This window comes from Nocardia aegles (assembly GCF_052545135.1).
This window is the reverse complement of the sequence record NZ_JBQWRI010000005.1, coordinates 373,887-397,151: the sequence shown is the minus strand read 5'-3', so window position 1 is coordinate 397,151 and position 23,265 is coordinate 373,887. Positions and strand designations below refer to the sequence as shown.

Genomic DNA, 23,265 nt, shown 5'->3' with positions numbered 1-23,265 from the left:
TGCCCGCGGTTCGCTCGCTCCAGTCACTCACGCGAGACACCCTAACGTCATTGTTCCTGGTCACCGCTTCGGCGTGACCCCCAGCAGGGTCGACAACTGCACGGCCACCGGGGTCAGGTTCAGCTTCTCCGGATCGGTTTTGGGGTTGGAGTCCCAGGGCTGAACGATGGCCGGATCGGCGAGCTCAGCTCGCTCGCCACCCCGGACGGCGGTCGGATTACCGAATGGCACAAGACATTTGGCGGCCTTGTTGAACGGGAACTCGTCGCGCGTGTCGTCGAAGTTCGGGTTCTGCGCCTTCATCTGTTCGAGAATCCGATGCGTACCTTCGTAGCCCACGGTACAGGCGGGCGGATTGTTGGTCTCCAGCACCAGGCCGAAGTGGCTGGTCCCGTCGCCGGGCGCGGTGGAGGAACCGCCGATCGACAGCTGCGGAAGCATCTGCAGCAGGGGCTTGATCGCGTAGAACTTCGGCGAGATCGCCTGCAACAACAGCCGCAGGTTGAACAGGTCCTGGGTGAGCGAGCCGCCGCTCTGCTCGAGCAACGCGCCGATCTGCTCACCCGCGTCGGTTCCGGTGCCGATGAGCCTGCGCACGTCGGGGTCGCTGGAACGCAACTGGGCGGTGAGCTTGTCCAGGCCGTCGCTGAATTCGCGGATCGCCGCGGACTGCTCGGCCTGCGTGCCGAGGGCGATACGGCCGTCGCGGATCAGCTGGATGGTCTGCGGCAGCGTCGCGTGGAAGGTCTCGGTGAACGTGTTCAGCGAGTCGATCAGCACCTGCAGGTCGTCGCCCTTGCCGTCGAGCGCGTTGCCCAATTCGCGCACCGTCGTGTTGAGCGCGTTCAGGTCCACCGAGCTCGCGAAGGTGTCCACGCTGGACACCAACTGCTCCACCGACACCGGCAAGGTCGCCGAGGTGATCACGGAGTTGTCCCGCAGGTAGGGACCCGCGTCGGAATCGGGCTGCAGGTCGACGTACTGCTCACCGATCGCGGACCGGTTGGCGACCACGGCTTTCGCCGACGCCGGGATCTTCGGCGCGCTCGAGTCGATAACGAGGTTCATCAGCACGCCCTCGCCGGTGAGTTCCAGTTCACCGACCCGGCCGACCGGGACGCCGCGATAGGTCACCTCGGCGCCCTGGTAGATGCCGCCGGTCTGCGCCGCGCGCAGCTTCACCGTGTACTGGTTGAGCCCGAACATGTGGTCGAGCCGGATGTACTTGCCGCCGACGTACACGACGCCGAGCACCGCGATGACCACGAACGCGATGAGCTGCCACCGCACCAGACGCGTCATCGCGGACCACTCCCTACACCGAGTTGCTCGAGGATCGCCCCGACCGGATCGGGCACGCCGGGCGCGGGCGGCTGCGCCATCAGCGGGGGCAGCGGCAGGATCGACACCGTGGGCCAGCCCGGACGCGGGCCGTTGCCGTTGTAGTACGGGTTGGTCGGGTTCACCGGCACGGGCGGACCCACCGGCGGGATGTACACCGGGTCGGGTTTGCCGACACCTAGATTGCTGAGCGTGACGCCGATCTGCTGATCCACCGACAACCACGTGTTCACGCTGCCGCCGAAGGTGCTCTCCAGCGCCGAGTCGGGGAACGGGTAGGTCGGGATCAACGGAAGGGCGGTGACCAGATCCGGCGCCGACCGACCCAGCTCCTGCAGCGTGGGCCGCAGCGAGGTCAGGTCGCGGATCAGGTCGTCCTTCGCGGTGTTCAGCACGTCGAAGCCGGCTTCGCCGAGCCGGTCCAGCTGGGCGAGCAGGGCGACCAATTGCGGGCGCTGCTGTTCCAGGATCTGGATACCCTTGGGCAGCTCATCGAGGATCTTGCCGATCTGACCGGTCTGCTTGCTCACCCGGCTGCTGAGCACGTCGAGGCCGTCCAGTGCGCGAGTGATGTCGTCGACCTGCTGGTTCAGGCCGTCGATCAGCGTGTTCGCCTGCTCGATCAACGAGCGCACCCGGTCTTCACGACCGCCGAGGGTCTTGTTCAGCTCGGTCACGATCGGCTGCAACTGCGCGACGCCACCGCCGTTGAGCAGCAGCGACAGCGCGCCGAGCACCTGCTCGACCTCGGTGGCGTGCCGGGTTCGGTCGACCGGGATCACCGAGCCGTCGGCCAGCCGCTCGGGTTCCGGATCGGCCGCGGGTTTGGCGAGCTCGATGAACTTCTCACCCAGCAGGTTCGACTGCCGGACCTCGGCCCGCGCGTTCGCGGGCAGGTTCACCGACGAGTTGACCACCGTGCGCACCGTGGCCGTCCACTGATCCTTGCCGATGCTGATCTTCTCGACCCGGCCGACCGGCACGCCCTCGACCTTCACCGCCGACTGCGGCACGAGGTCGAGGACATCGTCGAACTGGATGTCGATGTGCATCGGATGCTCGCCCACGTCGGCGCCACCGGGCAGCGGCACGCTGTAGATGCCGTCGGAGGCGCACGATGTGATCAGCGCGCCGGTCAGGCCGAGCGCCAGCGCCGCGCCGAAACCGCGTGCGAGCGAACGGTTTCGAATGCTCATCGCGGTCCTCCCTGGGACGGCGGAAGCCGGTCCGACGGCGTGCCAGGCACCGTGCCCGGCACCGGGTCACGCTGCTGATTCTCGCCGCTGAGGATGCCGAAGGGCAGGTTCAGGGTCGGGGTCCGCACCCCGGCGGTGATCTGGTCGGTGATCTCCTTGCAGTGGTCGAGGACCGGCCGCAGCTGCCTGCCGAGCGCCTCGAACTCGGGATCGCCCGGCATCAGCTTGGACAGGTCGAGCATCTTGCACACCACGCCGAACGGGTCCTGCAGTTCGGGGAAGTTCGCGCGCATGTCGAGGGTGCCCGATTCGGCGTTGTGCACGTTGATCAGGTTGCTCAACGCCAGCGGCAGGACCGGCAGCAGCGCGGCAACGTCGTTGCGCTGATCGGACAGCGTCTTGGTGAGCTGGGTCAGCTTGTCGGCGTTGCTCGCGATCAGGTCCCGGTTGTCGTCGATGAAACGGGCGACGTCACCCAGCGCGATCGACAGCAGATTCAGCGCCGCGCCCAGATCCTGCCGCTCGGCGGCGAGGAACGTCGACAGGTCGGCCAGCTGAGTATTGAACTGCCGGACCTGCTGGTCGTTCTGGGCCAGCATGGTGATGAAGACCTGCAGGTTCTTGACCGTGTCGAAGATGTCGCCGCGCGCCTCCGACAGATAGCGGGCCGCCCTCGACAGCTGGGTCAGACTGTTGGCCAGCGCCTCGCCGTTGCCCGACAGGTTCGCCGCACCGGTGCGCACCAGTTCGTTCACAGCTCCGTCGGCGTTGGCCCCCTTGGGCCCCAGCGCGTCGGAGAGTTCGGTGATGCTCTTGTACAGCTGGTCGACTTCCACGGGCGTCGCCGTGCGCTCGCGTGGAATGGTCGCGTTGCGCGCCATTTTCGGGCCGCCGGTGTAGACCGGGGTGAGCTGGATGTAGCGGTCCGACACGATGGACGGCGTGATCTGGGCGGCTCGCGCGTCCGCGGGCACGTCGAACTTGCGGTCCACGCTCATCACGATCTTCACCTGATCGCCCTGCGGCTCGACCGACGCCACCGAGCCGACGGGAACGCCGAGAATGCGCACGTCCGAGCCCTCGTAAATGCCGACCGAGCGATCGAAGTACGCGGTGATCTTGGTGGTGGTCAGCCGGTTGAACAGCCACCACAGCACCACCGCCACCAGCACGGCGAGCACGACGACCAGCGCGATGCCCACCTTGGCGCCGCGGCTGGAGCCGCGCACCGCACCATCGCTACGCCAGTTGTCCGCCACGTCAGTTACCTCCCAGGGTGCGGATCGGCTGACGGTAGCCGGGGATTTCGGGCAGTGCGGGCGGCAACACGTTGACGATCACCGCGTCGAACCAGCGTCCGGTACCGAGCACGCTGGCATAGAGGCCGTAGAACGGCGCCGCGAGTTCCAGCGTCTTCGAGACGTTCTGCTGATTGTCGTTGAGCAGATCGATGGCGGCGCGCAGGTTCTTCAGCGCGGGTCCGATCTGCTCCTCGTTGTCGTGCACGAGCGCGCTCAACTCCGCGGAGACCGTCTGGGCGCCCGACAGCAACTGCTTGATGGATTGCTGCCGGATGTTGAGTTCGGCGAGCAACTGGCCGCCGTTGGCGAGCAGCCGCTCGAACTGGGCGTTGCGGTCGGCGAGGATCTGCGTGGTCTGCCTGGTCGCGGCGAACAGCCTCTTCAGCTCCTGATCGCGTTTGGCCAGCGTCTCCGACAGCCGGGCGACGCCGTCGATGGAGCCGCGGATCTCCGGCGGCGTCGTCTCGAAGGCGTCCGACAGCACCTGCATGCTCTTGGCCAGCTGCGTGGTGTCGATCTGATCGATGGTCCGCGCGGCGTCGGTGAACGCGTCCACCACGTCGTACGGGGAAACCGTGCGCGAGAGCGGAATCCGGGAACTGGGATCGGCCGGCCGCGAGCCTCTCGGGTCGAGTGCCAGATACTTCTGGCCGAGCAGCGTCTTGATCTGAATGGACGCGGTGGTCTCGTTGCCGATCCAGGTGTCCTTGGTGCGGAAGTCCACGACCACGCGGTCACCGTCGAGCCGGACATCGGACACCGAACCGACCTTGACGCCCGCCACCCGGACCTCGTTGCCCTTCCTCAGACCGGCCGCCTCGCGGAATTCCGCGGTGTACTTGGTCCCCGCGCCGATGATCGGCAGCCGATCCAGGAAGAACGCCGACACGGTCACCAACAACACGACGGCGATGCCGAGCGCGCCCAGGAACGCCGGGCTGCGCTTGCCGAGCAGAACGCGATCCTCCATCAGCGAGCCTTCCCATGGCAGCGCGGCGCGGCGTTGGTGTACAGCGGCTGGTTGATCGTCGGCAGGCCCGCGGGCAGGTTGAGCTGCGGCGCGTCGACGGCACCCGGCCCGACGACGATGTCGATGCCGCACAGATAGAACTGGAACCAGGAGCCGTAACTCGCGGCGCGCCCGAGCTTCTCCATTTTGAGCGGCAGGTTGGTGAGCGCTTCGTTCACCTCGTCGTGGCGCTCGTCGAGCGTGCCGGTCAACTGGCTCAGACCCGCGATCGACCCTTGCAACGTCGGACGCACCGGGACCAGCAGATCCGAGGTCGCCGAGGTCAGGTCGGCCAGCGAGGTCACCGAGCGGCCGATCGTGTCACGATCGGCGTTGAGGCCGCTGATCAGCGCCTCGGTGTTCACGATCAACTGATCGAACTGGTCGTCGCGCTGGTTGACGGTGTCCAGCACCGCGGTCAGATTGCGGGTCAGCTCACCGATCACGGCGTCCTTGTCGGCGATCTTGTTGGTCAGGTTCGCCGTGGTCGCGACCAGATCGTGGATGGTGCCCTGCTCGCCCTGAAAGACCTGGATGATCTCGAAGGAGAGCCGGTTCACGTCGTCGGCGGTCAAGGTGCGAAACAGCGGCCGGAAGCCGTTGAACAGCGTGGTCAGGTTGAGTGCGGGCCTGGTGCGCTCGAGCGGGATGGTGCCGCCCTCGTTCAGCTTCTTGCCCTGTTCCCCGGTCCCCTGCTCCAGCGCGATGTAGCGCTGGCCGACCAGGTTGCGGTACTTGATCGTCGCGGTGGTCGAGGCCGGCAGCCACTCCCGGTCGGTGAGCTCGAATTTCACCTCGGCCAGGCGCTTGTCGACGATCGATACACCGGTGACCTTGCCGACCCGGACCCCCGCAATCCGGACTTCGTCACCGGGATTGAGCGAGGTGACGTCGGTGAACCTGGCCTTGAACTTCGTGCCGCCACCGCTGTAGTTGGCGATCGAGAGCGCGAGCACCGTGGTCACGAACAAGGTCACCACGACGAAGATGACCAGTTTGGTCAGCGGCCCGCCGAGGCCGCGTAGCTGCTGCCTCACCGCACGCTCACCTCGCTTCCGCGGAACGCGGGCGCGCCGGCCCTGGTCACCCAGCCGGGCACCTGATCAGGGGCGACGCCGTTGGCCGCGCCGTAGATCGCGCCGAGTGACTGCTGCTCCATCGGGGAACCGGCGATCGTCGGCATCTTGCTCGCCGGGTGGACGCCGAACTGCGGCGGCGCCAGATGACCGGTCTGCTGGTCACCGGGGTTGCGACTCGGGACGGCGTAGGAGCCGTCGTTGTTCGGGCCGCCGGTGTACTGGCCGGGATCGACGCCCAACGGCATCTCGGGGATGCACCACGGCCCCCTGGTGTCCAGCCAGCGCGGTTCGTCCTGATTGGGCAGGTATTTGCCGCGGGTGTTGGTCAGCTCGATGCTCACTCGGGAACCCGGGGTATCGGTGCCCTTGCCGAAGAGCCGGTCGATACGTGGCTTCACCTGCGCGAAGTTCGCCAGCGCACACGCGTAGTTCGGCGAGTAGTAGGCCAACGGCTCCAGCGCGGGACGAGAGTCGGCGGCCACATCGATGATGTTGTCCCGGTTGGCGATCAAGAACTCGGTGGTGGTGGCCGAGGTCGGCGTCAACGTCGCGTACAGGGCGTCGATGTCGGTGCGACGCTGCACGATCGTGGCGTTGGTGGTGCGCAGGTTGTCCAAGGCCTCGATCAGCTGCGGCGCCGCGTCGGAGTAGGTGGCCGCCACCTCGGCGAAACTGCGCAGGTCGGCCCGCAGGTCCGGAAGCACTACGTTGACCTGGCGGAAGATGTCGTCGAGCCGGTCCAGGCTCTCGCCGAGAACGGTGCCGCGCCCGGACAGCGCCTGGGACAGCGCGCCCAGGGTGGCCGCGAGATCCTGCGGCGGGATGGCCTGTAGCAACGGCAGCACGTCGTCGAGCAGTTTGCTCAACTCGATGGCGTTCCCGCTGGCGTCCTGGTGCAGGGTCACGCCGTCGGTCAGATGCTGCGGGCTGCGGTTCTCCGGGATCACCAGGGCCACATACCGCTCGCCGAACAGCGTCTTGGGTAGCAGGCGCGCGGTCGCGTTGCTCGGGATCTGCTGCGCCTTGTCGGGGTCGATGGCCAGGTTCAAGGTCACCTCGCCGCCTTCGGAACTGCTCGAGCGCACCTCGCCGACGGTGATGCCGCGCACCTTCACGTCCGCGTTGCGGGTGAGCGCGTTACCCACGCTGTCGGTGATCAGATTTACGTGCACCGTTTTCACGAATTGCTTGTTGTAGATCGCCACGGTGGTCCACAGGAACAGCGCGACCACGACGAAGAACGTGATCCCCAGCGCTCGAGTTCGTAGCTTCGCGGTCGAGCGCCAGGCTTGGGTGCGGCTCATCCGGCCACCCGCACGGTGGTGGTGGTGCCCCAGATCGCGAGGCTGAGGAAGAAATCGAGCACGTTCACCAGGACGATCGCGGCGCGGACCGCGCGACCGACCGCGACGCCGACGCCCGCGGGCCCGCCGGTGGCGTGGAACCCGTAGTAGCAGTGCACCATGATGATCACGAACGCGAAGACCAGCACCTTGAGAAACGAATACAGCACGTCCTGCGGTGGCAGGAACAAACTGAAGTAGTGGTCGTAGGACCCGCTGGATTGCCCGTTGAACCAGATGCTGATCGTGCGCGAGGCGATGAACGTGCCGAGCAACCCGACGATGTAGAGCGGGATCACCGCGAGGAACCCGGCGATCACCCGGCTGGTCACGAGGAACGGCACGCCGGGGACCGCCATCACCTCGAGCGCGTCGATCTCCTCGGAGATCCGCATGGCGCCCAGCTGCGCGGTGAAACCGCAACCGACCGTAGCCGAGAGCGCGAGCGCGGCGACCAACGGCGCGATCTCCCGGGTGTTGATATAGGCGGTGAGGAAGCCGGTGAGCACCGAGCTGCCGAGCGCGTCGAGGGCCTTGAAGCCCTGCAGGCCGACGACGACGCCGACGGAGCCGGACATGAACACGATGACGCCGATGGTGCCACCGATCACCGCCAGCGCGCCGGTGCCGAAGGTGACCTCGGCCAGCAGCCGCATGACTTCCTTGCGGTAGTGCACCGCGGTCCGCGGGATCCATGCGATGGCCCGCGTGTAGAACGACATCTGCTCGCCCGCGCGATCGATGACATCGAGCGGCATCCGAGCGACCCGGCCCGCCCGGCGCATGGACTTGGCGACCGGGCTTCGGTATGACGTGGCCATCCGTCAGGCACCCTTGGCCGGGACGACCTGTAGGTACACCATGGTCAGGATGAGGTTCACGAAGAACAGCACCATGAACGTGATCACCACGGATTGGTTCACCGCGTCACCGACTCCTTTCGGGCCTCCCTTGGGATGCAACCCCTTGTACGCGGCGATGACGCCGGCGAGCAGACCGAAAATCGCCGCCTTGATCTCGCCGATCCACAGGTCGGGCAGCTGGGCGAGGGCGGAGAACGACGCCAGGTAAGCGCCCGGGGTACCGCCCTGCAGCAAGACGTTGAAGAAGTAGCCGCCCGCGATGCCGACCACCGACACCAGGCCGTTGAGCAGCAGTGCCACCAGCATCATGCCGAGTACGCGCGGTACCACCAGCTTTCGCACCGGATCGATGCCGAGCACTTCCATCGCGTCGATCTCCTCACGGATGGTGCGCGAGCCGAGATCGGCGGCCACCGCCGACCCGGCCGCGCCCGCGATGATCAGAGCCGTCACGACGGGAGCCGCCTGCTGGACGGTCGCCAGCACACTGGTCGCGCCGGTGAAGGACTCCGCGCCGAGTTGCTTGATCAACGAGCCCGTCTGCAATGCCACGACCGCGCCGAACGGAATCGCGACCAGAGCGCTGGGCAGGATCGAGACACTCGCGATGAACCACGACTGCTCGATGAATTCCCGCAACTCGAAGGGACGGCGGAATGTCTTCCGCAAAACGTCGAGCAGCAGCGCAAATATGTTGCCGGCCTGGGCAAACCCCGACTCCAGGGGAGTTCGCAATCGCGCCAGGGTCGAATTCACGGTCGCAGACGTTACCCGTTAGTTGTGTTGTGTCGCACGGTGCTTTCGAACGCACCACCTTGATAATTGGCCAGGTCGCCGCCGTTGTATGCCATCACCTGCGTATCGTCGTTGTCGGCAAGTGATTCGCGGATCGCGACCTGCGCGGCGTGCGGCAGCGTGTGCATGATCTCGCGCACCCGTTCCTTACGCCGCAACACCGCCTGACGCACCGGCATCCCCGGGGTCGCGCGCATCTGCGGGATGATGCCCTCCACCTCCTCGGCGCCACCATGATGATGCCCGGCGTCCACCAACGCCTGCTCCCGCGCCATCTGCGCCTCGTCCTTCTCTTCCGACATACCGATCGGCCCGATCATCCGGCCGTTCAGGAACTGCTTGACCACCGGCTCCTCCGAAGTCAACAGCACCTCCCGCGGACCGAACATCACCAACTGACGACGGAACAACATCCCGATGTTGTCCGGCACCGTCCGCGCCAGGTTGATGTTGTGCGTGACGATCAGGATCGTCGCATCGATCTGCGCGTTGATATCGATCAGCAACTGCGACAGATACGAGGTACGCACCGGATCCAGACCCGAGTCCGGCTCATCCACCAGAATGATCTGCGGATCCAGCACCAACGCCCGCGCCAACCCCGCCCGCTTGCGCATACCACCGGAGATCTCACCGGGCAGCTTGCCCTCGGCCCCGAGCAGACCGGTCAACTCCAGCTTCTCCATCACGATCTTCTTGATCTCGGATTCGCTCTTCTTGGTGTGCTCCCGCAGCGGGAAGGCCACGTTGTCGAACAGGTTCATCGACCCGAACAACGCACCATCCTGGAACAACACCCCGAACAGCTTCCGGATCTCGTACAGCTCCTTGTTCGAGCATGTCGTGATATCCGTGCCATCGATGAAGATCGAACCACGTTCCGGACGCAGCAGACCGATCAGCGACTTCAAGAACACCGACTTACCGGTACCCGACGGCCCCAGCAACGCGCTCACCTCACCCGAAGGCAACGTCAACGACACGTCCTGCCAAATGCGCTGGGAACCGAAAGACTTGGTCACACTCTCGGTCCTGACCTCGACGCCCACGCCAACCTCCACGATTCTCCGCGAACTGCCCCACCGGCGAACCACGCGCTCGGTCATCGCGGTCCGTCACGTGTGGGTTCGGTCACTGTAACGCATGGGACAGATCGGGCACACCCCAACTTGACGACGTGGTAACTCCGCAATCCTTTCGGTATCGGCGATAGCGGCGGGTTTGCCAGAAACGCAAACGGGCGATCCCCCATAGGGGATCGCCCGCTCCGCGTGTTCGGTCGTGAATTACTTGACCGAGACCTTGGCGCCGGCCTCTTCCAGCTTCGCCTTGGCGGCCTCGGCGGCCTCCTTGGCGACCTTCTCCAGGATCGGCTTCGGGGCGCTCTCGACCAGGTCCTTGGCTTCCTTCAGGCCCAGGCCGGAGACGATCTCGCGGACCACCTTGATGACCTGGATCTTCTTGTCGCCGGCACCCTCGAGGATGACGTCGAACTCGTCCTGCTCCTCGGCGGCCTCGGCCGGAGCGGCGGCACCGCCGACAGCGGCGACGGCGACCGGAGCAGCCGCGGTGACCTCGAACTTCTCCTCGAACTTCTTCACGAAGTCCGACAGCTCGAGCAGGGTCATGTTGCCGAAGGTCTCGAGCAGTTCGTCAACGTTGGCCATGGTTGTGTTCCTTTCGGTAGTTGATGTCTATGCGGGCGCGTCGTGCCGCCCGGGTATTACTCGGCGGCCGCTGCGCCTTCTTCGGCCTGCTTCTTCTCCTGCAGCGCGGCGGCCAGGCGGGCCACCTGCGAGGCGGGAGCGTTGAACAGACCGGCGGCCTTGGTGAGGTTGCCCTTGAGCGCGCCCGCCAGCTTGGCCAGCAGCACCTCGCGGGTCTCCAGGTCGGCGATCCGCTCGACCTCGGCCACGGACAGCGGAGCGCCGTCCATGTAGCCGCCCTTGATGATGAGCGCCTTGTTGTCCTTCGCGAAGGTCTTCAGGGCCTTGGCCGCGTTGACCGGCTCACCCGTGATGAAGGTGATCGCGGTCGGCCCGACGAACAGATCGTCCAGACCTTCCACGCCCGCCTCAGCGGCGGCACGCTTGACCAGGGTGTTCTTGGCGACGGAGTAGGTGGCGTCGGAGCCGAGCGCACGCCGCAGCTCGGTGAGCTTGCCGACCGACAGGCCACGGTATTCCGTGACGACGGTGGCCGTCGAGCTCTTGAACTGCTCCGTGATCTCCTCGACCGCGGTGACCTTCTCGGGTTTTGCCATACTTCGCCTCCTCTCTGATTGGTCGGTTCGTATACGCGAACTACCGATCAGGGGCCGGCGACAAAACAAACGCCCCGAACGCAGAGCGTTCCGGGGCGCAACAGAAAACCGACCCGGTGCGTACCCGGATCAATTCCCAGCCTCGGCTCTCCCTGCGTGGGCCGCCGGCAATGTCGCCGGACCTTCGACCGAACCCATGCGGGGTCGGCGACCAACGGTCTTCGGTAGAACGGATTGGGTAGCGATCGAACTCGTCGATAACTGACATCCAATGTACCCGCACGGGTTCCCATCTGCCAAAACGGGGCTCGGCCGCAGGCCGGACCGAAACCGTCCGGCCGCCGAATCGTTGTGCGGCGAATGGTATTCGGTATTCCGCTACCCGGCCCAACCACCGAATGGAGGGCGGTCTCGGAGGGCGTTTCTCACGGCGTCGCGCTCTCGGCATGCCGGACGAGCTCGCGCAGCACGGCCACGGCACCGGACCGGAACTCGGCGTCGGCGATCAATCCGTCCGGGCCGACGTCCTCGCGCAACACCGGCAACCGCCGAACGGCAGCGGAAGCGATGTCGGCTCCGACATAGCCGAGCACGCTGCGCAGTGTCTCGGTCGCGCCGTCACCACGCCCGGGATGCGCGACAGTGATCCAGGCGGCCGGTTTGCCATGGAGATCGCCCGCGCCGACGGTCCAGTCCAGCAAGTTCTTCAGGGTGCCCGGCAACGTGCCGGCGTATTCGGGAGTGCAGAACAGCACCGCGGCGGCGCGCGAAAGGTGTTCGCGGAGCGCGGCGACGGATGGATGAGCGGTGCCGTCGTCGTCCGGGTCGAAGGCGGGCAAGTCCGCGAGGCCGTCGTACCAGACCGTTTCGACACCCTCCGGGGCGATAGCCGAGACGGTCCGCAGCGCGGCGGAATTGGTGGAGGCGGCGCGGGTGCTGCCGGAAATCAAGAGAACGACGGTCACATCGAACCCAACCGCGCCACAGGGCGGAATAGTCCGCGAACGCACTACGGCGGGAACGCGTAATGCGTTCCCGCCGTAGTGGTCGGCTCAGCCGCTACTTACGCGTCCTCTTCGAGGAGGTTGCGGGTGCGGTTCGGGTCCACCGGGATGCCCGGTCCGGTGTTCGTCGAGACCGTCACCTTCTTGACGTAGCGGCCCTTGGCGGTCGACGGCTTGACCCGCAGGATCTCGTCCAGCGCGGCGCCGTAGTTCTCCACCAGTTTGCTGTCGTCGAAGGACGCCTTGCCGATGACGAAGTGCAGGTTGGCCTGCTTGTCGACGCGGAAGTTGATCTTGCCGCCCTTGATGTCGTTGACGGCCTTGGTCACATCGGTGGTGACCGTGCCCGTCTTCGGGTTCGGCATCAGGCCGCGCGGGCCGAGAACGCGCGCGATCCGGCCGACCTTGGCCATCTGGTCCGGGGTGGCGATCGCGGCGTCGAAGTCCAGCCAGCCGCCCTGGATCCGCTCGATCAGGTCCTCGGCGCCGACGGCGTCGGCGCCGGCGGCCTCGGCCTCGGCTGCCTTCTCGCCCGCCGCGAACACGATGACGCGGGCGGTCTTACCGGTGCCGTGCGGCAGGTTGACCGTGCCGCGAACCATCTGGTCGGCCTTGCGGGGATCCACACCGAGACGCACGGCGACCTCGACGGTCGCGTCGGTCTTGGTGGTGGCGGTCTCCTTCGCCAGGCGCGCGGCGGCCAGCGGGGAGTAGAGCTTGGTGCGATCGACCTTCTCGGCCGCGGCGAGGTACGCCTTGCTTCGTTTTGCCATGATTCTCTGTCCTGTTCGATCGGCAGCGCGCCCGGGGCTCTCCGTGGTCACGCAGGCTTCCGCCTCCGAGCCCGTCGCTCGCGCCGCTGTGTTGGTAGTTCAGACGTGGTTATCGGGCCTGGCCGGCCCTCCCACCGGGGAGCGATTCCGCTCAGCCCTCGATGGTGATGCCCATCGAACGCGCGGTGCCCGCGATGATCTTGGCCGCCTGATCGATGTCGTTGGCGTTCAGATCTTCCTGCTTGGTCTTGGCGATCTCGCGCACCTGGTCCATGGTCACCTTGGCGACCTTGTTGCGGTGCGGCTCCGCCGAGCCCTTCTGCACGCCTGCGGCCTTGAGCAGCAGCTTGGCGGCGGGCGGGGTCTTCAGCTTGAAGTCGAACGACCGGTCCTCGTACACCGAGATCTCGACCGGGATGACGTTGCCACGCTGCGACTCGGTCGCGGCGTTGTACGCCTTGCAGAACTCCATGATGTTGACGCCGTGCTGACCGAGCGCGGGGCCGACCGGAGGGGCCGGGTTCGCCTGGCCGGCCTGGATCTGGAGCTTGATGATCCCGGCGAGCTTCTTCTTCTTGGGGGGCATCTTTCTTTCCTAGGTGTTGGTGTCCCTTGCTCTTTGCAAGTCTGGTGCCGGCGATCGTCGGCCGCGCGAATTCACCCGGCCGCTGATAGCGCCGGTCTAGATCTTCGCGACCTGAGTGAACGCCAGCTCGACCGGGGTCTCGCGGCCGAAGATCGACACGAGCACCTTCAGTTTCTGCTGTTCGGCGTTGACCTCGGAGATGCTGGCGGGCAGCGTCGCGAACGGTCCGTCCATGACGGTCACCGACTCGCCGACCTCGAAGTCGACCTCGATGACCGGCTTCGGCGCGACCTCGCCCGCCGCGCTCTCGGGGGTCGCGGCGGAGGCCGCCGCTGCGGGCTTCTTCTGCTGCTGCGCGGCCGGAACGAGGAACTTCACCACGTCGTCGATGGACAGCGGAGACGGCCGCGAGGTGGCGCCGACGAAGCCGGTGACACCGGGAGTGTTGCGCACCGCGCCCCACGACTCGTCGTTGAGCTCCATACGGACCAGGATGTAACCGGGCAGCACCTTGCGGTTGACGTGCTTGCGCTGTCCGTTCTTGATCTCGGTGACCTCTTCGGTGGGCACCTCCACCTGGAAGATGTAGTCCTCCAGGTCCAGGTTCTGCACGCGAGTCTCGAGGTTGGCCTTCACCTTGTTCTCATAGCCGGCGTAGGAGTGGATGACGTACCACTCACCGGGGGCGCGCCGCAGCGCTGCCTTCATCTCGGCGACCGGATCGGCGGGCTCGGCATCGACGGCGGCGGCAGGGGCGGGCTCAGCGGGCTCCGATTCCTCGAGCGCGGGCTCGTCGGTCGCGAACTCCTCGACGGAGTCGGTGGGCTCGGCCACCGCGTCGTCGGCCGGGAACTTGTCCTGTGTGTCGTTCTCCGGGGTGCTCACTGGGGCACTCGCTTCCTGTGTCGTCACGTACATCCTCTGCGTGCCGGGCCGGGCGCGCGGCGAAATAACTTCCACCCGTGTCCGCCCCGGGATCGGCTACCGGCGTCGGCGTCGTTCAGCTAGCCGAACAGCCAGTTGACACCCTTGATGAACGCCAGATCCAATCCGCTGATGAACGCGACCATGAAAATCACGAACACCAGAACAACGCCCGTATAGGTGACCATCTGCTTCCGGTTGGGCCAGATCACCTTCCGCAGTTCCGCGATGACCTCACGCAGGAACTTGATCAAACGCTTGAACGGATTACCCGACTTCTTGCGTTCGGCCCGATCGGTCGCCTTGGTTGCCTTCCGCGACGGACGGTCGAGCGTGGCGATAGCGCCCGTGTCGACCTGCGAGGACCCGGTGCGAGTCCGCCGCGCGGACCGCTTTCCGCTCGGCCGTGTCGCTGCGGCGGTGTCATCGCCTTCGTCGGCGGCATGTGCGCCGCGGCGAATGTCCCGCTCGTCGCTCACGCCATCTCCTCGCTACGCTCGGTGCCGTCGTGCGCGATGCGCGCTGTGCCAATGGCTCGCTCGCTACGCTCGCTCACGTCGATCCTCTCTCGTCGCTGGCATCCAGGGCAGGGGCGACAGGACTTGAACCTGCAACCTGCGGTTTTGGAGACCGCTGCTCTGCCAGTTGAGCTACGCCCCTTTGGTCGGACGATGTCGGCCGTCCAACCACTGTTCGATATTCAGTTGTGGTCTGGTGTCACACAACACGCGCGCCGCTCCGGCAGTTGCCGGCCCCGTCGGCGATCCATCCGGACCGCCTGGAACCAGCCTCTCAGAGCAGCGCGCAGCGGCTGGCGACCCCAGAAACCTGAGTGTACGTTACCGTGCGCGCCATTAGCCAATCCGGGTCGCTGTAGCAGGTCAGGCCAGTTGCACCGTCGCGGTGGCGCGGCCGAAGATCTTCCTTCCCCCCGCCTTCGCCACAATGGCCACGACCGCGGTCCTGGTCTCCGGATCGACCGATTTCACCTTACCGGTGTACTCGACTTCGGCGGCCTCGTCGGAGCCGACGTAGACCGGACTGGTGAAGCGGACGTTGTACTCCTTGATCGCACCGGGATCACCGAGCCACGAGGTGACGAAACCACCGCCGAGGCCCATGGTCAGCATGCCGTGCGCGACCACGTTGTCCAGGCCGACCAGCTTCACGACCTCGTCGCTCCAGTGGATCGGGTTGGCGTCACCGGAGACGCCCGCGTAGTTCACCAGATCGCCGCGGGTGAGCCGGACGATGCGTGCGGGCAGCTCGTCGCCCACCGAGACGTCCCCGAACCGGATGGCCTGCTTCGTGCGCACCCCGTTCGCGGGCGGCACGACCGCCACGGGCGCCTGGGTCACCGCGAGCGAGCGCGGGCGGTGCCCCGGCGCGTCCTCGCCGATGCCGTGCATGAGCACGTTGCGGACGGCGGCGTTGAGGTTCGGGTCGATATCACCGCCGCTGCGGCCGACGAGGGTGGTGTAGGTGGTGAGCACCAGTTCGTCGTTCTGCGCGGTGACGATGTTCTTGGTGACGATGATGTCGCCGCCGAAGGCCTGCCGGAACGAGTGCAGGTGGACATCGCAGGTGAGCTGGTCGCCGACCTTGATCGGACGATGGAACTCCAGGATCTGGTCGGTCTGCATGATCTGGCTGAGGTCATAGCCGGTGACGACCTCTTCGAACAATTTGCGCTGGGCCAGAATCCCGACCAGAGAGATGAAGGTGACCGGCGCGAGCAGGTTGTCGTACCCGTACTCCTGTGCCGCGTCCTCGTCCCAGTGCACCGGGTGGTAGTCCTGCACGGCGCGGGCGTATTCACGCACCTTCTCGCGGCCGACCTCGTAGTAGTCGTCGACGCGGTAGTGGTGACCGACCATCGCCGCGGCGTTCGTCGCAGGGTCGAGCGCCTCGCGCGTCTGGACCGCTTCGTCTGTACCGGTGTTGATTGTCACGGGAGGACTGTACCTATCTGACCCCGTCACCCGGAGTCCGCGGAGCGCTCACCACCGCACCCACACCGTGAAATGCGTCAGGGCCGGACAGTTGTCCGGCCCTCGCGGTGCCACGGCCCGAGATACCGGGATGCGACTCCCGGTGCTACATCACGCGGTAGTTCACGCGTGGATGACTAGCGGGATTCGCGATGCGCCCGGTGCGTGCCGCAGTTCGGGCAGAACTTCTTCAGCTCCAAGCGGTCCGGATCGTTGCGCCGGTTCTTCTTGGTGATGTAGTTGCGGTGCTTGCACTGCTCGCAGGCCAAGGTGATCTTTGGCCGGACATCGGTGGACTTCGCGGCCACGATATGCCTTCTTTCCGGTACCTGATGGGCTTGTATCGGTTGTGGTAGCGATGGCCGGACTTGAACCGGCGACACAACGATTATGAGTCGTTTGCTCTACCGACTGAGCTACACCGCCACGGCGTCGCATTGCCATGGTGCCGAGCCCGCACTACGGGAGCGATGCCGAGTCGGTCACCACCGGCAATCCGGCGAGCCCCCTAACGGAATCGAACCGTTGACCTTTTCCTTACCATGGAAACGCTCTGCCGACTGAGCTAAGGGGGCATGACTACTTCCGCACCGGGCCTCGAACGCTCGACCTCAGCGCGGTGAAGTCTTGAACGAGGTTACACACTCACCGCTCTCAGCACCAAACCGCGTGGTCAGAGCCATGTTTTTCACCATAGCGGCCGAGCGATCTCCTACGCGAAGTGACCGAAGCGCACGAGCGACGGCACACATGTGACCGACACACCTGTGATCGACACACACGCCTGGTCCGGCAGTCACGACGCTCGCTGACGCCCAACGAAACTTCCGCACGAACGCAACCACTGAAAGGGGGTCCGGGGGGCGAAGCCCCTCCGGGCGGGGCGTGGGGGGGGTTGCACCCCCACAGGACATTACGAAGCGAGCCCTGTACGCGCTTTCTGCGTACAGGGCTCGCTTGGTGAGCGGAGTGGCAGGTGTAGGATTCGAACCTACGTAGGCTTTCACCGACAGATTTACAGTCTGCTCCCATTGGCCGCTCGGGCAACCTGCCGTTCGCGCTTTATTCGGCGCGCTGAGCAGAATACATCGAACCCGCACCCTGAATGCAAACCGGCTGGCTATCGGCCGTGCGACGGGACTACCCTCGGGTCTCCGGGTAGAACAGACGGGGGCTGGAAGCGTCCGGTTCAGCTCACCCGTCGGACCGTCAGAACAGGAGCGCAGTGTGGCTGATTCGTCTTTCGATGTTGTGAGCAAGGTCGACCGGCAGGAGGTCGACAACGCCCTGCATCAGGCGGAGAAGGAGCTCGACACCCGCTACGACTTCCGCGGCACCGGCGCGTCGATCGAATGGTCCGGCGAGGACAAGATCGTGCTCACCGCGGAGGCGGAGGAGCGGGTCAAGGCCGCGCTGGAGGTGTTCAAGGAGAAGCTGATCCGCCGCGACATCTCGCTGAAGGCGTTCGACGCCGGTGAGCCGGTCTCCTCCGGCAAGGTGTACAAGATCACCGGTTCGCTGGTGCAGGGTATCGACTCCGAGCACGCGAAGAAGATCTCCAAGAAGATCCGGGACGAAGGCCCCAAGGGCGTGAAGGCGCAGATCCAGGGCGATGAGCTGCGGGTGAGCAGCAAGAAGCGCGACGATCTGCAGGCCGTCATCGCCCTGCTGAAGGGCGAGGATTTCGGGATAGCACTGCAGTTCGTCAACTACCGCTGAACGCCTGCGGCAGCGCGACCGGGTCGGTGGCGTGCACCGCGCGCCGCCATCGCGCCTGCGCACGAGCAATCCGTGCACGAGTGGCCGCGGCGCCGCGCTCGTGCCCGGCGCTTACGAAGACCAGCGGGCCTCCGACGACCGAGACCGCCGGACTCAGTACCGGCGCGGACCGCCCGCCATCTCCTCCAGCCGGGCGATGCGTTCGTTCATCGGCGGATGGGTGGCGAACCAGCGCGCGACCCGCTCACCCGGACGGAACGGATTGGCGATCATCAGGTGCGACTGCGACGCCAGTCGCGGTTCGGGCGGAAGCGGTGCGGTGTGGACGCCGCGCTCGATCTTCCGCAGCGCGGAGGCGAGGGCCAGCGGGTCGCCGGTCAGTTCGGCGCCGGATTGGTCGGCCTGGAATTCGCGCGAGCGCGAGACGGCCAGCTTGATCAGCGTGGCCGCGATCGGGCCGAGCAGCGACACCAGCAGCACGGCCAGCACGTTCGGTCCTTCGCCGTTGCGGTTGCCACCGAACATGGTCGCGTAGACGGCGAGGTTCGCCAAGCCCGAGATGACGGCCGCGAGCGCGCCCGCGATCGAGGAGATGAGAATGTCGCGGTTGTAGACGTGCGACAGTTCGTGTCCGAGCACGGCCCGTAATTCCCGCTCATCGAGGATTTGCAGGATGCCGCTGGTGCAGCAGACCGCGGCATGGCGGGGATTGCGTCCGGTGGCGAAGGCGTTGGGGGCGTTCGTGGGGCTGATGTACAGCCGGGGCATCGGCTGGCGCGCGATGGTGGCCAGCTCACGCACGATCCGGTACATGACCGGAGCCTCCAGCTCGCTGACCGGCTGCGCGTGCATGGCCCGCAACGCGATCCTGTCGCTGTTGAAGTACGCGTAGGCGTTCATACCCACAGCGAGCAGGATCGCGACGACGAGGATCGTCGGGTTGCGGAACAACGCACCGATGAACACGATCAGGGCCGACATGCCCACCATCAGCCCGAAGGTCTTCAGACCGTTCGCAAACCCGTGCCCGTGCATACGTCTCCCTTGCCGCTCCCCCGTTCACCGAGTCGTCTTACAGCAGATAAACGATAGAAGCTCCAGGCAAAGTTCCGGTGAATCCGCGCTGGCCGAAATCAGCCACCCACGGCAGCGTGCACTCTTTCCACGGTCTCTCACGCAGTCGCTCCACGGTCCCTCACGCAGTCGCCCCACGGTCCCTCACGCAGTCGCCCCACGGTCCCTCACGCAGTCGCCCCACGGTCCCTCACGCAGTCGCCCCCACGGTCCCTCACGCAGTCCGGTCCCTCACGCAGTCCGGTCCCTCACGCAGTCCGGTCCCTCACGCAGTCCGGTCCCTCACGCAGTCCGGTCCCTCACGCAGTCCGGTCCCTCACGCAGTCCGGTCCCTCACGCAGTCGCTCCCAGCGCACCCCAACCACGTCTTTTCGAGCGCAGCGAGATCGAGCCTGTTTCCGTTCGCGGCCCGGCTCGCGTGTGCGCGGCCGCCGCGTACGCGACGAAGGAGCAAGCGGCGGTCGCGCACACGCGAGCCACCAAGGGGCCGCGAACACGCCGCGACGAAGTCGCGGCCAAACAACCCAGCTCAACCCACGCGTTCGATGGTGTAGCAGACCAGTCGCTCCAGCGCGTCGTTGGCGGGGCCGCCGGGGAGGGCGGACAGCTCGGCGTAGGCGAGGTCGGCGTAGCCCTGGAGCTTCTCCTTGGCCAGCGCCATGCCGCGGGAGTCGGCGAGCAGGTCGAGTGCCTCTTTCACTTCGTCGTCGGTCTCCAGCGGACGCGCGAGCAGCTCGCGCAGCCGGTCGCCTTCGGCGCCCTCCTCGCGCAGCGCGTACAGCACCGGCAGGGTGTGTACCCCTTCGCGCAGGTCGGTGCCGGGGGTCTTGCCGGATTGCTCGGAGGCGGAGGAGATGTCGATGATGTCGTCGGAGATCTGGAAGGCGGTACCGACCGCGTCGCCGAGGCGGGCCAGTCGCTCGACGTGCTCCAGGTCCCCGCCGGAGAAGGTGCCGCCGAAACGTCCGGCGGCGGCGATCAGCGAGCCGGTCTTCTCCCACACCACGCGCAGGTAGTGCTCGACGGGGTCCTGGGATTCTCGGGCTCCCATGGTCTCGCGCATCTGACCGGTGACGAGTTCGGCGAAGGTCTCGGCGATGATGCGCACCGCGCCGGGGCCGAGGGTGGAGGTGAGCCGGGAGGCGTGCGCGAACAAGTAGTCGCCCGCGAGGATGGCGATGTTGTTACCCCAACGGGAGTTGACGCTCGGGGCGCCGCGGCGCATGGGGGCCTCGTCCATCACGTCGTCGTGGTACAGCGTGGCCAGGTGGACGAGCTCCACGACGGTGCCCGCGGTGACCAGAGCGGGATCGGCGGGGCGCGGGCCGAGCTGCCCGGTGAGGATGGTGAAGAGCGGACGGAATCGCTTGCCACCGGCCTTGGCCAGGTGCAGCGCGGCCTCCTGGAGGAATTCCGCGCCGTCGGACAGCTCGTCGACCAGGAGTTTCTCCACGTCCGCCAAGCCGTTGCGCACGACGTCGGCCAGTCCGATGTCACCGAGATCGACCCCGGCCACGACCGTGCCCGCGTCGCTCCCGGCTTCGCTGTGCCCGCCGTGCGCCGTGTCCATGATTCGCTCGCTGCGCTCGCTCATGGCCGATGTGCTCATTTCTTCTCCCAGCGATGCGTCCGACCCCACGGTAGAGAACCTAGCGTGTCCGGGTCGGATGGCCCATGAACACCGTCACTCTGTGTGGATCGGCCACTACCGCACCCGCTTCGCCGGTGAGCGTCCGCAACGCGCGTGGTCGCGTCGACATGGGTGTGACGGCCCTGCGAGTATGGAGCGCATGGGTTCACCCGAAGCGAGTCCCGCGCGCGACCAGGACGCAGTGCCCAGCCGAGCCGAGGTGCTGGTCGTCGGCGCGGGCCCGGCCGGCTCGGCGGCCGCGGCCTGGGCGGCGCGGGCGGGGCGGGACGTGGTGCTGGTCGATTCCGCCGTTTTTCCCAGGGACAAGACCTGTGGTGACGGGCTCACCCCGCGTGCGACCGCCGAACTGGAGCAGCTGGGGCTCGGCGAGTGGGTGCGCGCGCACGTCGTCAACCACGGCCTCCGGATGACCGGCTTCGGCCGCGAGTCGCTGCTGAGCTGGCCGGGCGGTTCCTTCCCGACGTACGGAAGCGCGATTCCCCGAACCGAACTCGACGACAAGCTGCGCGAGACGGCGGTGAAGTCGGGCGCGCGCATGGTGGATGGGACGAAGGTAATCGACGTCACCCGGGATGGTGACCGGGTCACGGGTGTGACGGTGCGGACAGCGGACGGCACCCGCACCATCGCCTGCCGGACGCTGGTGGTCGCCGACGGGGTGCGTTCGCCGATCGGGCGGCTACTCGGCCGCCTCTGGCATCGGCGGTACGCCTACGGCACCGCCGCGCGGGCCTACATCAAGTCCGGCCGCAGCGACGATCAGTGGATCTCCTCGCATCTGGAGTTACGCGACACCTCCGGCGAGCTGGTTCCCGGCTATGGCTGGGTGTTCCCGCTCGGCAACGGCGAGGTGAACATCGGTGTGGGGTCGCTGGCCACCGAACGGCGCCCCTCGCACATCGCGTTGAGGCCCCTGCTGGCGCACTACACCGCGCTGCGCACCGAGGAATGGCAATTCGAGGGCTCACTGCGCGCGGTGGCCTCGGCCCTGCTGCCGATGGGCGGGGCGGTTTCGAACGTGGCGGGGCGCAACTGGGTGCTGATCGGCGACGCCGCGGGCTGTGTGAACCCGCTCAACGGCGAAGGCATCGATTACGGCTTGGAGGGCGGCCACATGCTGGCCGATCTGCTGGACGAGCCGGACTTCACCACGATCTGGCCGCAGACACTGCGGGCTCGCTACGGGCGCACGTTCTCGGTCGCCCGGCGGATCGCGGGCCTGGCCACCCATCCCCGCACGGTGCCGCTGGGCGGCCCTCCGGTGATGCGGTCGAAGTACTTGCAGCGCGCCGCCGTCCGGGTGATGGGCAATCTGGTGACCGACGAGGACGTCGACCTGACCGCGCGGGCGTGGCGGATGGCGGGCCGGGCGTCGCTGCGTGTCGACGAGCGTCCGCCGTTCGCTTAGGGACGGTGACGGCGCGATGGGTGAACAACGAGCTCGGGGCTTGCCCGCGCTGTATCTGCTGCCGCATCTGCGCCGAGCCAGGGACCTGGCGGACCGTCACTACGCCGAGCCGCTGAATCTGGACGAGCTGGCGGCGGCGGCGGGGGTGTCGAAATACCACTTCCTGCGCGCGTTCGCCGCGGTCTACGGCCGCACCCCGGCCGTGTACCTGGCCGAGCGGCGCATCGAACGCGCCCAGGACCTGCTGCGCGCGACCAATCTCACAGTCACCGAGGTGTGCATGCTGGTCGGCTACAGCAGTCTCGGCTCGTTCAGCAGCAAGTTCCGGCAGCTGGTCGGGGTCACGCCGTCGGAGTACCAGGCGAAGTTCGCCGACGGCGCTCCGCGTATCCCCGGCTGTTTCGTCTTCATGCACGGACTCTCCGACCGAAAGCCACCCGCCTGAGCGAACGGCGCAATTTTGGAGAAGCCGACGCCGGTGCGCCCGCCCTAGCCTGGGCCGCATGACGACGATTACGAACGTTTCCCTGGTCACCGTGTATGTCACGGACCAAACCGCCGCGAAAGAGTGGTACGTCGACAAACTCGGCTTCGTCGAGACCGCCGACGTTACCATGGGCGACAACGGTTTTCGCTGGGTCACCGTCGCGCATCCCGCGCACCCCGAGCTGGAGATCACGCTGATGGTTCCCGGCCCGCCGCTGGACGAGAACTACGCCGACGCCGTTCGGCGCGCGCTGGCCAACGGCACGCACGGCGCGCTCGGCCTGCGCACCGAGAACTGCCAGAAGGCCTTCGAAGAACTCACCGCCAAAGGGGTGGAGTTCGTGCAGCCGCCCGCCGAACGACCCTATGGGACCGAGGCGATCATCCGGGACAACTCGGGGAACTGGCTGGTGCTGGTCGAGTCGAAGGAGTTCGCGCCGCGGGACTTCGCCTAGACCG

Annotated in this window: 24 protein-coding genes and 4 tRNA genes; 4 read left to right on the top strand and 24 right to left on the bottom strand. The window is 66.6% G+C overall.

Annotation, left to right across the window (positions count from 1 at the left end):
• Positions 1-60: 60 nt before the first annotated feature.
• The 22 genes from ACT89H_RS17665 to ACT89H_RS17560 form a co-directional block, all read right to left on the bottom strand.
• Positions 61-1,302, bottom strand: coding sequence for an MCE family protein (locus tag ACT89H_RS17665; protein ID WP_445109703.1), 1,242 nt, complete (start codon positions 1,300-1,302; stop codon positions 61-63).
• A complete protein-coding gene (locus ACT89H_RS17660; protein ID WP_445109702.1) occupies positions 1,299-2,537 on the bottom strand; it encodes an MCE family protein in 1,239 nt (412 codons plus the stop codon). Before ACT89H_RS17660 ends, ACT89H_RS17665 begins: the two co-directional genes overlap by 4 nt.
• The gene (locus tag ACT89H_RS17655) at positions 2,534-3,796 is read right to left on the bottom strand and encodes an MCE family protein (RefSeq protein ID WP_445109701.1); all 1,263 of its coding nucleotides are present in this window, start codon (positions 3,794-3,796) and stop codon (positions 2,534-2,536) included. Before ACT89H_RS17655 ends, ACT89H_RS17660 begins: the two co-directional genes overlap by 4 nt.
• A 1-nt stretch (position 3,797) precedes the next feature.
• Complete coding sequence (locus ACT89H_RS17650) at positions 3,798-4,808, bottom strand: MCE family protein (RefSeq protein ID WP_445109700.1); 1,011 nt, start codon at positions 4,806-4,808, stop codon at positions 3,798-3,800.
• Positions 4,808-5,884, bottom strand: a complete 1,077-nt coding sequence (locus ACT89H_RS17645) for an MCE family protein (protein ID WP_445109699.1) — start codon at positions 5,882-5,884, stop codon at positions 4,808-4,810. The genes ACT89H_RS17650 and ACT89H_RS17645 overlap by 1 nt, the downstream gene beginning before the upstream one ends.
• Positions 5,881-7,230 (bottom strand): MCE family protein, encoded by a 1,350-nt coding sequence (locus ACT89H_RS17640; protein ID WP_445109698.1) that lies wholly within the window; start codon positions 7,228-7,230, stop codon positions 5,881-5,883. Before ACT89H_RS17640 ends, ACT89H_RS17645 begins: the two co-directional genes overlap by 4 nt.
• Positions 7,227-8,090 carry an MlaE family ABC transporter permease gene (locus ACT89H_RS17635; RefSeq protein WP_445109697.1) on the bottom strand — a complete coding sequence of 288 codons (864 nt, stop codon included), beginning with the start codon at positions 8,088-8,090 and terminating at the stop codon, positions 7,227-7,229. Before ACT89H_RS17635 ends, ACT89H_RS17640 begins: the two co-directional genes overlap by 4 nt.
• 3 nt (positions 8,091-8,093) lie before the next feature.
• Positions 8,094-8,888, bottom strand: a complete 795-nt coding sequence (locus tag ACT89H_RS17630; protein WP_445109696.1) for an MlaE family ABC transporter permease — start codon at positions 8,886-8,888, stop codon at positions 8,094-8,096.
• An 11-nt stretch (positions 8,889-8,899) separates the two neighbouring features.
• On the bottom strand, positions 8,900-10,033 hold the full coding sequence (locus ACT89H_RS17625; RefSeq protein WP_445109695.1) for an ABC transporter ATP-binding protein: 1,134 nt from the start codon (positions 10,031-10,033) through the stop codon (positions 8,900-8,902).
• 180 nt (positions 10,034-10,213) lie between these two features.
• A complete protein-coding gene (rplL, locus tag ACT89H_RS17620) occupies positions 10,214-10,594 on the bottom strand; it encodes a 50S ribosomal protein L7/L12 (RefSeq protein WP_062983816.1) in 381 nt (126 codons plus the stop codon).
• Positions 10,595-10,650: 56 nt separating this feature from the next.
• Positions 10,651-11,190, bottom strand: coding sequence for a 50S ribosomal protein L10 (gene rplJ / locus ACT89H_RS17615; RefSeq protein WP_445109694.1), 540 nt, complete (start codon positions 11,188-11,190; stop codon positions 10,651-10,653).
• Between the two features lie 425 nt (positions 11,191-11,615).
• Positions 11,616-12,155, bottom strand: a complete 540-nt coding sequence (locus tag ACT89H_RS17610; RefSeq protein WP_445109693.1) for an NADPH-dependent FMN reductase — start codon at positions 12,153-12,155, stop codon at positions 11,616-11,618.
• Positions 12,156-12,253: 98 nt separating this feature from the next.
• Entirely contained in the window at positions 12,254-12,967 is a 714-nt protein-coding gene (rplA, locus tag ACT89H_RS17605; protein WP_039802007.1) for a 50S ribosomal protein L1, read from the bottom strand.
• A 151-nt stretch (positions 12,968-13,118) separates the two neighbouring features.
• A complete protein-coding gene (gene rplK / locus ACT89H_RS17600; RefSeq protein WP_357734485.1) occupies positions 13,119-13,553 on the bottom strand; it encodes a 50S ribosomal protein L11 in 435 nt (144 codons plus the stop codon).
• 96 nt (positions 13,554-13,649) lie between these two features.
• Positions 13,650-14,438: a transcription termination/antitermination protein NusG gene (gene nusG, locus ACT89H_RS17595; protein ID WP_445109782.1), complete on the bottom strand. Its 789-nt coding sequence runs from the start codon at positions 14,436-14,438 to the stop codon at positions 13,650-13,652.
• A gap of 119 nt (positions 14,439-14,557) precedes the next feature.
• A complete protein-coding gene (gene secE, locus ACT89H_RS17590; RefSeq protein WP_445109692.1) occupies positions 14,558-14,956 on the bottom strand; it encodes a preprotein translocase subunit SecE in 399 nt (132 codons plus the stop codon).
• 108 nt (positions 14,957-15,064) lie between these two features.
• Positions 15,065-15,137: transfer RNA gene (locus tag ACT89H_RS17585), tRNA-Trp, on the bottom strand.
• Positions 15,138-15,358: 221 nt separating this feature from the next.
• Positions 15,359-16,423: a fused (3R)-hydroxyacyl-ACP dehydratase subunits HadA/HadB gene (locus ACT89H_RS17580; protein WP_445109781.1), complete on the bottom strand. Its 1,065-nt coding sequence runs from the start codon at positions 16,421-16,423 to the stop codon at positions 15,359-15,361.
• 182 nt (positions 16,424-16,605) lie between these two features.
• Complete coding sequence (gene rpmG / locus ACT89H_RS17575; RefSeq protein ID WP_011211653.1) at positions 16,606-16,776, bottom strand: 50S ribosomal protein L33; 171 nt, start codon at positions 16,774-16,776, stop codon at positions 16,606-16,608.
• 42 nt (positions 16,777-16,818) lie between these two features.
• Positions 16,819-16,894: transfer RNA gene (locus tag ACT89H_RS17570), tRNA-Met, on the bottom strand.
• Between the two features lie 76 nt (positions 16,895-16,970).
• Positions 16,971-17,043: transfer RNA gene (locus ACT89H_RS17565), tRNA-Thr, on the bottom strand.
• A gap of 395 nt (positions 17,044-17,438) precedes the next feature.
• Positions 17,439-17,521 (bottom strand) — tRNA-Tyr (locus ACT89H_RS17560).
• 174 nt (positions 17,522-17,695) lie between these two features.
• On the opposite strand from ACT89H_RS17560, the gene ACT89H_RS17555 reads away from it, so the two are divergent.
• Positions 17,696-18,187: a YajQ family cyclic di-GMP-binding protein gene (locus ACT89H_RS17555; RefSeq protein ID WP_445109691.1), complete on the top strand. Its 492-nt coding sequence runs from the start codon at positions 17,696-17,698 to the stop codon at positions 18,185-18,187.
• 153 nt (positions 18,188-18,340) lie between these two features.
• Here the strand turns inward: ACT89H_RS17555 and htpX are convergent, their stop codons facing one another.
• Together htpX and ACT89H_RS17545 are read right to left on the bottom strand one after the other, a co-directional pair.
• Positions 18,341-19,222 carry a zinc metalloprotease HtpX gene (gene htpX, locus ACT89H_RS17550; RefSeq protein ID WP_445109690.1) on the bottom strand — a complete coding sequence of 294 codons (882 nt, stop codon included), beginning with the start codon at positions 19,220-19,222 and terminating at the stop codon, positions 18,341-18,343.
• A 568-nt stretch (positions 19,223-19,790) separates the two neighbouring features.
• Positions 19,791-20,831, bottom strand: a complete 1,041-nt coding sequence (locus ACT89H_RS17545) for a polyprenyl synthetase family protein (protein WP_445109780.1) — start codon at positions 20,829-20,831, stop codon at positions 19,791-19,793.
• Between the two features lie 220 nt (positions 20,832-21,051).
• Here ACT89H_RS17545 and ACT89H_RS17540 point away from each other — a divergent pair, with 220 nt between their 5' ends.
• From ACT89H_RS17540 to ACT89H_RS17530, 3 genes are read left to right on the top strand one after another with little or no spacing between them, the layout of a single operon-like run.
• Positions 21,052-22,320 carry a geranylgeranyl reductase family protein gene (locus ACT89H_RS17540; protein WP_445109689.1) on the top strand — a complete coding sequence of 423 codons (1,269 nt, stop codon included), beginning with the start codon at positions 21,052-21,054 and terminating at the stop codon, positions 22,318-22,320.
• A 16-nt stretch (positions 22,321-22,336) separates the two neighbouring features.
• Positions 22,337-22,765, top strand: coding sequence for a helix-turn-helix domain-containing protein (locus tag ACT89H_RS17535; protein ID WP_445109688.1), 429 nt, complete (start codon positions 22,337-22,339; stop codon positions 22,763-22,765).
• A gap of 58 nt (positions 22,766-22,823) precedes the next feature.
• On the top strand, positions 22,824-23,261 hold the full coding sequence (locus ACT89H_RS17530; RefSeq protein ID WP_445109687.1) for a VOC family protein: 438 nt from the start codon (positions 22,824-22,826) through the stop codon (positions 23,259-23,261).
• The last annotated feature ends 4 nt before the right edge of the window (positions 23,262-23,265 follow it).